The 13,147-nt window shown below is 72.5% G+C and carries 15 protein-coding genes and 1 pseudogene; 4 read left to right on the top strand and 12 right to left on the bottom strand.

Going from position 1 to position 13,147, the window contains the following annotated elements; all coding sequences use genetic code 11:
* Positions 1-75 precede the first annotated feature (75 nt).
* On the bottom strand, positions 76-492 hold the full coding sequence (locus tag DEI92_RS02775) for a DUF3151 domain-containing protein (RefSeq protein WP_220037437.1): 417 nt from the start codon (positions 490-492) through the stop codon (positions 76-78).
* 128 nt (positions 493-620) lie between these two features.
* On the opposite strand from DEI92_RS02775, the gene DEI92_RS02770 reads away from it, so the two are divergent.
* The gene (locus tag DEI92_RS02770; protein WP_111012243.1) at positions 621-1,751 is read left to right on the top strand and encodes an L-dopachrome tautomerase-related protein; all 1,131 of its coding nucleotides are present in this window, start codon (positions 621-623) and stop codon (positions 1,749-1,751) included.
* Positions 1,752-1,763: 12 nt separating this feature from the next.
* Here the strand turns inward: DEI92_RS02770 and DEI92_RS02765 are convergent, their stop codons facing one another.
* The 5 genes from DEI92_RS02765 to DEI92_RS02745 form a co-directional block, all read right to left on the bottom strand.
* Positions 1,764-2,096, bottom strand: coding sequence for a DUF3140 domain-containing protein (locus tag DEI92_RS02765; protein WP_111009687.1), 333 nt, complete (start codon positions 2,094-2,096; stop codon positions 1,764-1,766).
* 56 nt (positions 2,097-2,152) lie between these two features.
* Complete coding sequence (locus DEI92_RS02760) at positions 2,153-2,848, bottom strand: SDR family oxidoreductase (RefSeq protein ID WP_111009688.1); 696 nt, start codon at positions 2,846-2,848, stop codon at positions 2,153-2,155.
* A gap of 91 nt (positions 2,849-2,939) precedes the next feature.
* Positions 2,940-3,974 carry a YihY/virulence factor BrkB family protein gene (locus DEI92_RS02755; RefSeq protein ID WP_111009689.1) on the bottom strand — a complete coding sequence of 345 codons (1,035 nt, stop codon included), beginning with the start codon at positions 3,972-3,974 and terminating at the stop codon, positions 2,940-2,942.
* 50 nt (positions 3,975-4,024) lie between these two features.
* On the bottom strand, positions 4,025-4,429 hold the full coding sequence (locus DEI92_RS02750) for a hypothetical protein (RefSeq protein WP_111009690.1): 405 nt from the start codon (positions 4,427-4,429) through the stop codon (positions 4,025-4,027).
* Between the two features lie 7 nt (positions 4,430-4,436).
* A complete protein-coding gene (locus DEI92_RS02745; protein WP_111009691.1) occupies positions 4,437-4,841 on the bottom strand; it encodes a YtxH domain-containing protein in 405 nt (134 codons plus the stop codon).
* Between the two features lie 168 nt (positions 4,842-5,009).
* On the opposite strand from DEI92_RS02745, the gene DEI92_RS02740 reads away from it, so the two are divergent.
* Complete coding sequence (locus tag DEI92_RS02740; RefSeq protein WP_111012242.1) at positions 5,010-5,747, top strand: MBL fold metallo-hydrolase; 738 nt, start codon at positions 5,010-5,012, stop codon at positions 5,745-5,747.
* Between the two features lie 142 nt (positions 5,748-5,889).
* On the opposite strand, the gene DEI92_RS02735 is transcribed toward DEI92_RS02740, so the two are convergent.
* The 6 genes and pseudogenes from DEI92_RS02735 to DEI92_RS16780 all read right to left on the bottom strand — a co-directional run.
* Positions 5,890-6,816, bottom strand: a complete 927-nt coding sequence (locus tag DEI92_RS02735) for a prenyltransferase (protein ID WP_111009693.1) — start codon at positions 6,814-6,816, stop codon at positions 5,890-5,892.
* The gene (locus tag DEI92_RS02730; RefSeq protein ID WP_111012241.1) at positions 6,813-7,184 is read right to left on the bottom strand and encodes a lycopene cyclase domain-containing protein; all 372 of its coding nucleotides are present in this window, start codon (positions 7,182-7,184) and stop codon (positions 6,813-6,815) included. Before DEI92_RS02730 ends, DEI92_RS02735 begins: the two co-directional genes overlap by 4 nt.
* A 64-nt stretch (positions 7,185-7,248) precedes the next feature.
* Positions 7,249-7,614, bottom strand: coding sequence for a lycopene cyclase domain-containing protein (locus DEI92_RS02725; protein WP_111012240.1), 366 nt, complete (start codon positions 7,612-7,614; stop codon positions 7,249-7,251).
* Complete coding sequence (gene crtI, locus DEI92_RS02720; protein ID WP_111012412.1) at positions 7,614-9,242, bottom strand: phytoene desaturase family protein; 1,629 nt, start codon at positions 9,240-9,242, stop codon at positions 7,614-7,616. Before crtI ends, DEI92_RS02725 begins: the two co-directional genes overlap by 1 nt.
* Positions 9,239-10,144 (bottom strand): phytoene/squalene synthase family protein, encoded by a 906-nt coding sequence (locus DEI92_RS02715; RefSeq protein ID WP_111012413.1) that lies wholly within the window; start codon positions 10,142-10,144, stop codon positions 9,239-9,241. Before DEI92_RS02715 ends, crtI begins: the two co-directional genes overlap by 4 nt.
* Positions 10,145-10,418: 274 nt before the next feature.
* Positions 10,419-11,060: pseudogene (locus DEI92_RS16780) on the bottom strand (polyprenyl synthetase family protein); the annotation flags it as partial.
* Between the two features lie 195 nt (positions 11,061-11,255).
* Here DEI92_RS16780 and idi point away from each other — a divergent pair.
* Both idi and DEI92_RS02700 read left to right on the top strand, forming a co-directional pair.
* On the top strand, positions 11,256-11,789 hold the full coding sequence (gene idi, locus DEI92_RS02705; protein WP_111012239.1) for an isopentenyl-diphosphate Delta-isomerase: 534 nt from the start codon (positions 11,256-11,258) through the stop codon (positions 11,787-11,789).
* A gap of 194 nt (positions 11,790-11,983) precedes the next feature.
* Positions 11,984-13,003 (top strand): LacI family DNA-binding transcriptional regulator, encoded by a 1,020-nt coding sequence (locus DEI92_RS02700; protein ID WP_111009699.1) that lies wholly within the window; start codon positions 11,984-11,986, stop codon positions 13,001-13,003.
* Positions 13,004-13,147 lie beyond the last annotated feature (144 nt).

Genomic DNA, 13,147 nt, shown 5'->3' with positions numbered 1-13,147 from the left:
CTTCCGTTCGAACCCCGCGATCCGGGTGTTCGACGGGACGGAGGCGGTGCACCTCGCGACGGGCCCCCGGCGGCGTCAGCGCTGCTCGGCGGCGATCGCCTCCGCGGCGGCGGGGTCGGCGTCGTGGAGGAACGTCGACAGGCGCTCGACCTCCGGCTCCTCGCCGATGCCGTCGGCCGCCCGGCGCAGCGCGAACAGCGAGCGGAGCACGCCCCGGTTCGGCTCGTGCGCCCACGGGATCGGGCCCTGCCCGCGCCAGCCGGCCTTCCGGAGGGCATCGAGGCCACGGTGGTACCCCACGCGGGCGTAGGCGTACGACTCGAGCGCGGCGCCGCGGTCCCAGGCCTCGTCGGCGAGGAGCGCCCACGCCAGGCTCGATGACGGGTGTGCCGTCGCGACGTCGGCCACGGGAGTGCCCGCGGCGAGGGCGGCGGTGACGTCCGGGTCATCGGTCAGGCGGGTCTCGGGCACGCCGAGGAGGTTGTCGGTCATACGCACCAGCCTCGCACGGCGCACCGTGACAGCACGGCCGACGCGGTCCGCGCGACGACGACATGCGCGGCCAGACGCCGGGGGACGCGCACCGGCGACCCCCAGGCCCCGCGCCTACCGTCCACCGCATGAGCGACTTCGACGCCGACCACGCCGCCCCGACCGCCCCCGAAGACGAACCACGCGGCGACCTCGAGGTGGTCCACGAGTTCACCGACGGCCCGATGCCCACGGGCGTGAGCGTCTCCCGCGGCGGCCGGGTGTTCGTGAACTTCCCGAAGTGGGGCGACGACGTCCCGGCCACGGTCGTCGAACTCGTGGACGGGCAGGCGGTGCCCTACCCGTCGGTCGAGATCAACCAGGCGCGGTCGATCGACGACGCCGAGCGGCTCGTCAGCGTGCAGAGCATCGTCGTCGCGCCAGACGACCGCCTGTGGATCCTCGACACGGGCAGCCCGATGATGGGTCCGACCAAGGAGGGCGGCCCGAAGCTCGTGTGCGTCGACCTCGGCACGGACCGCGTCGTGCAGACGATCGTCCTCCCGCGCAGCGTCGCGTACGAGACGACGTACCTCAACGACGTGCGGTTCGACCTCCGCCGCGGCGAGGCCGGGTTCGCGTTCGTCACGGACTCGGCGTCCGAGGGCCCGAACGCGATCATCGTCGTGGACCTCGCCACCGGCGAGGCGTGGCGGCGGCTCGAGGACCATCCGTCCACCAAGGCCTGCCCGCCGCAGGACATGGTCCCGATGGCCGAGGGACGGGTGCTCGCACAGCGCGCCCCGGGTGCGGCCCCGAAACCGGTGACGATGGGCGCGGACGGCATCGCGATCTCGGCGGACGGCGAGCGGCTCTGGTACTGCCCGCTCATCAGCCGCCGCTGGTACAGCGTGTCGGTGGGGGCGCTCGTCGACCGGGCGATCTCGGAGGAGACCGTCGCTGGGACCGTCGTCGACGAGGGCGACAAGGGCGGGGGCGCGGACGGCCTGGAGTCCGACGACCAGGGCCGCCTGTACGCCACGAACTGGGAGCACGAGTCGATCACCCGGCGGCTGCCGACCGGCGAGATCCAGACCCTCGTGCACGACCCGCGCCTGCTGTGGACCGACACGATGTCCGTCGCGACGGACGGCTACCTCTACGTCACCGCGAACCAGCTGCACCGTCAGGCGGACTACCAGGGCGGCGAGGACCTCCGCGTGTACCCGTACTCGCTGTTCCGCTTCCGGATCGACGCGGGTCCCGTGCTCCTGCGCTGAGCAGGCGCCCGGTCACTTCTCGGGGTCGTGGCCCCAGTTCATGAGGGAGTACCGCCAGCGCGTGTGCGTGTCGTCGCCCGATGGGCGCTGCGCGGAGTGCCGGGCGACGTAGCCGACCACCTTGCGCATGTGCGCGTAGTCGTCGTCCGTGTACTCGCCCTGTCGCTCCTCGAGGATCCGGACGATGTGCCGGCCGCTCTCGTGCCCGGTGGACTCGCCGCCGCCGTCGGGCTTCTGCCCCACGGCCTTCGAGTCGTCGGTGTCGAGCCAGTGGCGCAGCTCGGTCGCCGTCATGTTCACGGCACGGTGGAAGTCCTCGCGGGTCTGCTGCTCGTCGTCGGCCATGTCCCGATCCTGCGCCGCGCACCTCCGTGCCTGGCGCTCCGCGGTGTACCCCGGGGTCAGCGCTTGCGGGTGGGCCGCACGCTGAGCAGCTCGACGGTGCCGCGCTCCGGCAGGTCGACCACGGTCCGCACCGCGGCGGCGACGTCCTCGGGCGCCAGGTAGTAGCGGGTGTCGTAGTCCTCGCCGAGCTTCGTGGCGAGGGCGACCTGCATGTCGGTGTCGACGCGCCCCGGGTGGACGCCGGACACGCGGACCCCGTGCTCGCGCTCCTCCTCGCGGAGGGCATCGGCGAAGGCCCGCAGGGCGAACTTCGACGCACCGTAGACGCCGCCGCCGGGCCCGCTCACGAACCCCGAGCCGCTGTTGATCGTGACGACGAGGCCGCGGACGGACCGGAGCGCGGGCAGCGCCAGCCGGGTGAGTTCCGCGACCGCGACGACGTTCGTGGCGAGGACGCGCTCCCACACCTCGCGGGGGGTGTCGGCGACGCGGCCGCCCTCCTCGATGCCGGCGGAGTGCACGAGCACGTCGAGCCGGTCCGGCAGCGGTGGCAGCGGGCCCGCGACGAGGTCGGCCACGAACGGCTCGGCGGACGGCAGCGCGTCGACGACGGCGGCGACGGCAGCGGCGGACCGCCCACCGACGAGCACGTGGTGTGTGCGGCCGAGGTCGGCCGCGATCGCGCGTCCGATCCCCCGGGTCGCCCCGGTCACGAGTGCGGTCGGTCGGACGGGAGGCACGGTGTCGGTCACCGTGTCAGCCTACGGAACGCGGCTGCGGTGCCGGGCCGAGTCGGGCCTCCCGGCCGCGACGCGCGCGGCGCGACGGACGGGAGGCCCCTGCTCACTTCTCTCGACCGGCGCTCTCGCGGATCTCGATGCCGGAGAGGACGTCCTTCGCGTGCTTCTCGTCCTGCTTGTCGATCTGGCGGGTGTCGCGCTCGGGGAGCTGGATGTCCTCCTCGGCGTGGATGCCGGCCTGGAGTTCGCGGCCGCGCTCGACCTCGGCGTCGAACTCGGCGCCGAACAGCAGAGCGCAGTTCGTGATCCAGATCCACAGGAGGAACACGATCACGCCGCCGAGCGACCCGTACGTCTTGTTGTAGTGCGAGAAGTTCGCGACGTAGAACGCGAACGCGATCGAGGCGATGATCCAGATGAGGAGCGCCAGGAGCGCGCCCAGGCTCATCCAGCGGAACTTCGGCTGCCGGACGTTCGGTGACCAGTAGTAGAGGATCGCGATGATCACGACCGCGATCGCCGCGAGGATCGGGAGCTTGGCGTAGTCCCACACGGTCACCGCGACGGAACCGAGTCCGATCGCGTTGCCGACCGCCTCGGCCACCGGGCCGGAGAGCACGAGCATGAGCGCGCCGATGACGAGCAGGACGACCGTGAACACCGTCACACCGAGCATCGTCGGGCGGAGCTTCCAGATCGGACGCCCCTCACGGATGCCGTAGATGCGGTTCATCGCACGGCCGAACGACCCGACGTACCCGGACGCGGACCACAGCGCGCCGAGCACACCGACGATGAACGCGAGCGGGGCCGCGGGCGACCGGACGAGACCGTTGATCGGGCCCTTGAGCAGGTCGACGACCTGGTTCGAACCGACGTTGCCGAGCACCTTCATGACCTGGTCGACCGTCGCCTGCCCCTCGCCGAACAGGCCGAGGATCGAGACGATCGCGAGGATCGCCGGGAACACCGCCAGGACGGCGTGGTACGTCAGGCCGGCTGCCAGGTCGGTGCACTGGTCACTCGAGAACTCGCGGAGCGTCTTCTTGAGCGTGTACTGCCACGAGGGCTTCGTCAGGTCGGTCGGGTCGTCCGGCTTGCGGGGGTCGTCCGGGTCCGGTGCGGTGTTCCTTGCCATCGGTGGCTCCTCCTGTGGTCGACGTCGTCAGCGGGTCGCGGGGTGGCGACTCACCGGTCGTCGGCGTCGCGACGCTTCTGGACGGGGTTCAGCTTGTCGGGCTTGCGGGCGAAGGCGGCCTTCTTCCGCTTGCCGCTCTTCTTGGTCTTGCCGGGCTTGTAGACGGGCAGCAGCATCGGCTCCCGCGCGGCGTCGAGGCGCCCCGCGTCCGTCCGACCGATGACCACGCCGCCGACGATCGCCACGAGTCCCGCACCGGCCGTGACGGCCATGGCCACGAGGGGCGTCGGGTCCCGGTGCAACTGCTGACGCGCCTTCGCGACCGCCAAGCGCCACTGTGCGGGGACGTCCGAGCGCCGCACGACCTCGTTCACGGTGTGGCGCAGGTCCTCGCGCGTCCGCACGTTCTGGAGTTCGAGTTGCGGGATGCTGTCGCGCGATCCGCTGTCGGCCATACCGGGCCTACACCGCGTCCGGCGACGGCGTGCCTGCCGTACCGGTCGTGTCGGTCTCGCTCGACGTGGCGGCGCTCGGCGCCTCCGGCTTGCCCGCAGCGCTCGGACCCGCGGTTCCGGGTCCGCCGGCCACGGTGTCGGTGCTCGAGGCGTCGGTGTCGGTGTCGCCCGACGACTTCACCTTGCTCTGCACGGCGCCGGCGGCACTCGTCGCCGCGTCCTTGACCTTGCTCGCGACGACCGGTGCCTTGTCCTTGACGAAGCCCTCGGCGTCGTGGAGGCCCTTCTGCACCTTCGGGTCCGACCACACGCCCTGCGCCCGGGTGCGGATGCGCTCGTACGAGGAGCGTCCGGCTCGGGCTCCGAGCACGTACCCCAGCGCGATGCCGGCGATGAACAGCAGTCTCTTCATGGTGGTCCTCTCGTGTGGAGTCGTCCACCGCCGTGCCTACTCGGAGTCGAGTGGACGCTCATGCGGCTCGCACCGGTCTCCCAGGCGCCGACGTCGGCCGTCCCCCGGTCGCGCACACCGTCGTGCCGCCCGACGGCCCGCGCGGGCGCCGACGAGTAGCCTGCGGCCATGCTGTTCCGAGACGTCGCCGAGGGGATCCACCGCCTCGAGATCGCCCACACGAACCTCTACCTCGTCGAGACCGGCGACCAACTGCTCGTCGTCGACAGCGGTCTGCCCGCCGCGTGGCCGCACCTGCTCGTCGCGATCGCCGAGCTCGGGTACACCCCCGATGCCGTCGAGGGCATCGCGCTCACGCACGGGCACTTCGACCACGTCGGCACCGCGGCCCGTGCGCGTCGGGAGTGGGACGTGCCCGTGCTCGTGCACCCGCGGGACGCGGAGCTGGCCGCTCACCCCTACCGGTACCGGACGGAGCGGAACCGGCTCGTGTACCCGCTGACACACCCCGCCGGCCTCCCGAAGCTCGCGCGGATGGTGGTCGCGGGAGCGCTCATGGTCGAGGGTGTGACCGACACGAAGCCGCTCGACGAGCGGGACGCCGTGCAGGCCTCCCCGTGGATCATCGAGACGCCCGGGCACACCGACGGCCACGTCGCGCTGTACTTCGCCGACCGCGACGCCCTCATCGCCGGCGACGCGATCGTCACGCTCGACCCGTACACCGGTGGGATCGGGCCGCAGATCGTCGCCGGGTCGGCCACCGCGGACAGCGGCGCCGCCCTGGAGTCGCTCGACCGGCTCGTCGACACCGAGGCACGGATCGTGCTCCCCGGGCACGGCCCCCAGTGGCGCCGGGGCATCCGGAGCGCGGTCGAGCAGGCCAAGCGCCGATCCGCGCACTGAGGTCGGGGTTCGCCGACGTGACCCAGCGGGTCGCCTGAGGTCGGGCGCGGGTCGCGTGAGGTCGGGCGCGGGTCGCGTGGATTCGGGCCGCGGGTCGGGTGGAGTCGGACGGGGGTCGCGTGCGTTGGGGCGCCGCCGCGACTCAGCGGGTCGCGGCGTAGCCGATGAGCACCATGGTGACGAGGAACCCCGCCAGGTAGTTCACGAGCAGGAACCGGCGCCACCCGGCGTTCGCCGCGTCGGCGTCGGCGTCGGCGACCGACCACCACGGCAGGACGTTCAGCGCGTAGGGCACGACGACGATCGCCGCGAACGGCCCCGGGAACGGCGTCGCGAGCACGACGAGCCCCGCGACGACGTAGGCCACGAACGCCAGGCGCACCGTGGCCCGGGCGCCGATGACCGTCGCGACGGACCCGATGCCCCCAGCGCGGTCGGCCTCGACGTCCTGGACCGCACCGAACGCGTGGCTCGCGACACCCCAGAGGAAGAACGACACGCACACGGCCAGGAGCGAGCCCGTCCAGTGCGCCCCCGCGAGGGTCAGGCCGTACACCGCCGGGGACACGAAGTGCGTGCTCGAGGTCAGGGAGTCGAGGAACGGCCGCTCCTTGAACCGCAACCCCGGCGCGGAGTACGCGACGACGGCGAACACGCTGACGGCGAGCACGAGCCAGCTCCACGGGCCGCCGAGCAACACGAGTGCGACGAGGAACGGCACGTTCGTCACGACGACGGCGACGAGGGTCGTCCGATGCACACTGCGGTCGAGCAGGGCGCCCTCGACGCCGCCCTTGCGCGGGTTCCGCAGGTCCGACTCGTAGTCGAACACGTCGTTGATCCCGTACATCGCGAGGTTGTAGGGGACGAGGAAGTACACGACCCCGAGCACGAGGACCGCGAGGTGGAAGCCGTCCGCCTCGTGCGTCCCGACCCCGGTGCCGAGCACGTACGCGGCCGCGAACGGGTACGCGGTGTTCACCCAGCTCACCGGCCGGGACGACACGAACAGCGCCCGGAGTGTCGACCCCGCGCGGCGCGGTCGGGCCGTCGGACTCGCGGCGCTCATCGTTCCGACCTCGATCGGGGCCCGAACAGCACGACGAGCGACGGCAGCAGCAGGACCGCCGCGATCGCGTACGCCAGGTCCTCGACCGGGACGACGCCGAGACGGATGCCGCTGATCCGCTGCGCGTCGTACGCCACGATGCCGGTGCCGACGATCACGTTGTCGAACACGACCGTCGCCACGACCAGGACGACGCCCGCCACCAGGCCGGTCAGGAGGACCGTGCGACGCCACCGCGCGACGGCCTCCGGTCCGCGCCGGACCGCCACCCGACGCACCGCGACGACCGCGGCGGCCACGGCCACGAGGACCACGACGGCGAGGAACGCGAGGTCGAGGAGGGCGTAGGTCGCCGCGCCCGCGGTCATCGGAGCACCACCCCGGCGCCCGGGAGCACCGAGAGCACGCGGGCCACCCGCGGCGGCACCCCGCTCACCGCGCCACCCCGTTCGTCCGGCGGGCGGGAGGTTCGACGCACGGCGGGGCCGTGCGCTCGACGACGGGTCGGACGAAGCCGATGAGGTCCATCGTCACGTAGCAGAGCAGCGCGAGGAAGAACAGCTCCTCGACCGGGACCTCCGGCGCCACCTGGACACCGATGAGCCACGAGGACGGTCCGCGGTGGAAGACACCGAGCCCGATCCCCGCGAGATCCCACACGAGGAAGTACGCGATCCCGACGCCCATGACGGCGGCGGCCCGCCATGGGCCCCGCCAGAAGAACAGGCGGAACCGGGCGTCGAGCACCGTCATGCCGACGAGCGCGACCACGAGACCCGCCAGGTAGAGCCCGGGCATCAGGGCCGCCGTCGCTCGAGCGGCTCCGGGAGCGGCTCGGTCGAGGTGTCGCCGTGGATCCGTTTGAGCAGCACCTCGGCACTGATGAGGCACATCGGCAGCCCGATGCCGGGGATCGTCGACGCCCCGACGTGGTAGAGCCCGTCGACCCGGGTCGACGCGTTCCGCGCCCGGAAGAAGGCGCTCTGCCGCAGGGTGTGGGCCGGCCCGAGCATGCTCCCGCTCCACGCGTTGTAGTCGTCGGCGAAGTCCCTCGGCCCCACGGTGCGGCGCACCCGGATGCGGTCGACGAGGTCGGGGACACCCGCACGCTCGGCGAGCGCCGCGATCGCCCGGTCCGCGATGCGCTCGACCTCGGGATCCCCCGCACCGTCGATCCCGCCACGTCCGATCCCGACGTCGGCCGGCAACGGGACGAGCACGAACACGTTGCTCGACCCCGCCGGCGCGGCGGTGGGGTCGGTCTCCGAGGTCGCGGACACGTAGATCGACGCGGGGTCGGGCACGTGGCGTTCCTTGCCGAAGATCGCGCCGAAGTTCGCGTGCCAGTCCGCCGTGAAGACGAGCGTGTGGTGCAGCAGGCCGGGGACGGGTCCGTCGATGCCGAGGTAGACGAGCACCGCACTCGGACCCGGGTCGCCACGTTCCCAGTAGGCGTCGCCGTGCGATCGGTACCGCGGCGGCAGCAGGTCGGTCTCGGTGTGGTGCAGGTCGGCCGCACTGACGACGAGGTCGGCCGGGGCCGTGACCGCGTCGCCGTCGGACGTCGTGTGGTGCACGCCCGTCACCGCGCCGTGCTCGACGACGATCCGGTCGACCGTGGCCCCGGTCACGATCCTCGCGCCCTCGGCAGATGCCATCCGCTCGACCGCGTCGATCACCGTGCTGATGCCGCCCTGCGGGTACAGGACGCCGTCGGCGAGGTCGAGGTGGCTCATCAGGTGGTACATGCTCGGCGCGGCATACGGGCTCGTGCCGAGGAACACGGCGGGGTACCCCAGCACCTGCTGCAGGCGTCGGTCCTGCACGGTGGCCTCGACGAAGGACGACAACGGCCGGGTGAGCAGGCGGAGCAGCCGCCCGGCGCGACGGAGCACGTCGGGTGTCGCGAGCCGCCGCAGGTCCTGGAAGCTCGTGTAGAGGAACCGGCGCACGGCCATCGCGTAGGTCTCGGCCGCCGAGTCGAGGTAGCGCTCGAGCCGACGGCCCGATCCCGGCTCGATCGACTCGAAGAGCGCGACGTTGGCCTCGCGGGTCGCGGCGAGGTCGATGGGCTCGTCGTGGCCCTCGCTGTACACGCGGTACCCGGGGTCGAGTCGGACGAGGTCGAGCTGCTCGGCCGCGGACGTCCCGAGCAGCCGGAAGAAGTGGTCGAACACCTCGGGCATGAGGTACCAGCTCGGCCCGGTGTCGAACCGGAAGCCACCGGCCGACCAGGTCCCGGCGCGCCCCCCGAGCTCGGACCGCTGCTCGAGCACGGTCACGGCGTAGCCGTCGCGCGCGAGCAGTGCGGCGGCGGCGAGCCCGCTGATGCCGCCACCCACGACGACGACGCGACGGGCGGGGACGCGGCGGCCGGACGGTGCGGTGTCGGCGGCCTGGTCGGCCGCGGTGGTCTCGGTGCTCATGCCGTGCCTCCCGGCCGGTTGCCGCGTCGAACGCGAGGGACGGGGGCGCGGCCGACGAGCACCCGGGCGGCCAGAGCGGCCTTGACCGGGTCGGGGACCCGGACACGCGTCGTGACGAGCCGCTCGGCCGGGGTCGCGGCGATCCGGTCGTTGAGTTCCTGGAACAGGGCGTGCGCGAGGGTCACCGCAGGACGTGCCCGGCCGGGCAGGAGCGGGAGCGCACGCGCGGCGGCGTCGAGGTCGTCCTGCACGTCGGCCACGAGCCGCGCCTTCGTCGCCTCGTCGAAGGACCGGACGTCGACCCCGGGGAAGTACGACCGGCCGAGCTCGAGGAAGTCCGCCCGCAGGTCGCGCAGGAAGTTGACCTTCTGGAACGCGGCCCCGAGCCGACGAGCCCCCGTGACGAGCACCGCCTCGTCGAAGGTCGGCCGTCCCGCCCGGTACACGAATGCGCGGAGGCACATGAGTCCGACGACCTCGGCGGAGCCGTACACGTAGTCGACGAACGAGGCGTCGTCGTGTTCGCTGCGCGTGAGGTCGGCCCGCATGGACCGGAAGAACGGTTGCGTCAGCTCGGCCCCGAACCCGGTGGTCCGGGCGGTCCGGGCGAAGGCGTGCACGACCGGGTTGACGGAGAACCCGGTCGTCATCGCACGCTCGGTGTCCTGTTCGAGCTCGTCGAGCAGGCGGCCCGCGAGTGTCGGGTCCAGACCGGCCTCGGTCGCGGGGCCGTCGACGATCTCGTCGGCCACCCGCACGAGTGCGTACACGTGTTCGATGTGCTCGCGGACGTGCGCTGGCAGCAGGCGCGATGCGAGCCCGAACGACGTCGAGTACCGGCGGATGACGACCGACGAGGCGGCCGCCGCGGTCGCGTCGTACAGGCCGAGCCCCGTGGTCACGGTCGGAGCCGCGCCGGCCACGTCGCCCCGGGTCACCGGACCCGGTCCACGAGTTCGGTCGCGATCGCCGCCAGCTGGCACCGCAGGTCGTCCGGGAGGCCGCCAGCGCTGCCGTCGCGAGGCTCGCGTGGCGCTCGACCCGCTCCTGCGCGACGTCACGTGCGCCACTGCAGAGCAGACGGAAGCGCAGGTGCTCCGCTTGATCGTCGGTGAGGTCCCGGTTCCCGAGGAACGGCTCGATGGCGGCCCAGTGCTCGGTCGTCGCCGCGTGGGCCACGAGCACGGTGCGCTTGCCCTCGCGCAGGTCGCCCACCGCGGTCTTGCCCGTCGTCGCCTCGTCCCCGAAGACCCCGAGGATGTCGTCGACCACCTGGTACGCGACCCCGATCTCGCGCCCGAACACCCCGAGCGCGGCGACCACCGCGTCCGACGCCCCCGCGAGCACCGCGCCGGACTGCAGCGGTGCCTCGAACGAGTACACCGAGGTCTTCGCGCGCTCCATGGCGAGGATCTCGTCCACGCTCGGCATGACCCCGATCGACAGGTCGACGTCGGTCATCTCGCCCGCGGCGCTCGCGAACACGGCCTCGTCCAACAGGTCGAGCAGTCGCGTCCGGCGCTCGCCGTCGACACCGCTCGACTCGATGAGCCGCGGCGCGCCCGCGAGGGCCAGGTCCCCCGCGATGACGGCCGCGCTCGTGCCGCGGTGCTCGGCCACCGGCGTCGGGATGCCGCCCGTCGTGGCCTCGTCCCGGTAGCTGCCGGCGACGTTCGGCACGCCCCGCCGGGACCAGTCGCGGTCGATGACGTCGTCGTGCACCACGAGCGCGGTGTGCAGCAGCTCGTATGCCGCGCCGACGTGGGCCGCCGCATGGAGGTCCCGCCCGCCGAGTCCGGTGTAGGCGGTGAGCACCATCCGCGGACGGAACTGCTTGCCGCCGGTGCTGGCGCGCTTGAGCACACGCCAGAGGTCCTCGGACGCACGGCCGTAGGTGCTGGCCCGACGCGCGGCGAGTGCGAAGAACCGCTCGAGGCACTCGTCGACGAGCGTGAGTCCGTCCCGGGCGACGGCGGTCGCGTCGTCGTTCATTGGCCTAACCTATCCATCGCGATGAGCACTTTCCCGGAAACCGTCGTCCTGCTGGACGACGACGGCGCGCCCATCGGTGTGGCCGACAAGTTCGCCGTGCACACCGACGCGACGCCGCTGCACCTGGCGTTCTCGTGCCACGTGTCGGATCCCGAGGGGAACATCCTGGTCACACGCCGGGCCCTGACGAAGGCCACCTGGCCCGGGGTGTGGACGAACACGTTCTGTGGACATCCCGGACCGGACGAGTCCTTCGAGGACGCGATCGCCCGACGTGCCGCGCGCGAACTCGGGATCACCGTGGCGGACGTGACCCCGGTCCTCCCCGACTTCCGGTACCGCGCCGTCGACGCGTCCGGCATCGTCGAGAACGAGGTCTGCCCGGTGTTCCGTGCCACGACGACCGACGTGCCACGACCCGCGGCGGACGAGGTCGCCGAGTGGATCTGGGTCTCCGAGGACGAGCTGCGGGCCGCGGTCGCCGCGGCTCCGTTCGCGTTCAGCCCGTGGCTCGGGTGGCAGCTCGCGGTGCTCCCGGCGCGCGCGCTCGACTGAGGCGGACGCCTGGTGGACCCCGTCCCCGGGTGGTCCGGACGGCGGCCCGGGAGGCGTCCCCTCCACTGCGGGACCCTGCGGCTGGGCCGCCTCCCGGGTGCCTGCGCGAACTCGATGCGGCGACCGCCAGCGGAACGTGCATAATGATGTGGCTCGCGATGTGAACGTGCACATCGGGGTGGAATGAGAAGGCAATGGCGTCGGCGAAGACAGAGAAGTCGCGTGCGCCCAGCATCCGGGACGTCGCTCGGGTCGCTGGGGTGTCGCACCAGACGGTCTCCCGCGTCCTCAACAACTCCGACGCGATCCGCGAGGCGACCCGGGACAAGGTCGTCGCCGCCATGGAGCAGCTGCAGTACCGGCCGAACCGGGCCGCCCGCGCCCTGGTCACCAGTCGCTCCCGCACCATCGGGGTCCTCACCTCGCAGCGCTCCCACTACGGGCCGACGCTGACCCTCCAGGCGATCGAGGACGCCGCGGTCCGACGCGGGTACTTCGTGACGACCGCGAACATCGCGGCCCCGGACGACGCGTCGATCCGCCAGGGCCTCGGTCACCTCCTCGACCAGGACGTCGAGGGCATCGTCGTCATCGCGCCGCAGACGCGGGTGTTCGACGTGATCGCCGAGTCCGGCATGCAGACGCCGTACGTCACGCTGCGATCGAGCATCGGCGAGGACCCGACCGCGCTCTGGGTGGACCAGATGACGGGGGCGCGGCTCGCCACGGCGCACCTGCTCGACCTCGGGCACCAGTACGTGCGGCACATCGCCGGCCCACGGGACTGGATCGAGGCGGACGCGCGCATGCAGGGGTTCCTGCGCGAGATGTCCGACCGCGACATGCCCGTGCAGCCGCCGATCCTCGGGGACTGGACCGCCGACTTCGGGTACCACGCGGGCCGCGAACTCCTGCGCTGGCGCGACTGCACGGCCATCTTCTGCTCGAACGACGCCATGGCCCTCGGCGTCATGCACGCCGCCCGCTCCTACGGGCTCGACGTCCCCGGCGACCTGTCCGTGGTGGGCTACGACGACATCCCCGAAGCCCAGCACTTCTGGCCGCCGCTCACCACGGTGTCCGTCGACTTCGCCGAGCTCGGGCGCCGTTGCGTCGACCTCCTGCTCCCGGTCGAGGGCGACCTCCGGCCCGTCGACATCGTGCCCCGACTCGTCGTCCGCGGCTCCACCGGCTCGCCCCGGAGCCGGTCGTGACCGCCCCTGACCCCCGTTCCAGGGGCCTCCGGACCGCGTTACCAAACCGCGACCCCGGGGAATTGACAGCCGCCCGGAACCTGTGCGTAATATTGCCCCCGTTCCGCTCGATGTGACCGTTCACATGGCGGACGACCCGGACGC

This window comes from Curtobacterium sp. MCBD17_034 (assembly GCF_003234515.1).
Taxonomy (GTDB): Bacteria; Actinomycetota; Actinomycetes; order Actinomycetales; family Microbacteriaceae; genus Curtobacterium.
This window is presented reverse-complemented; position numbering and strand designations above follow the sequence as displayed.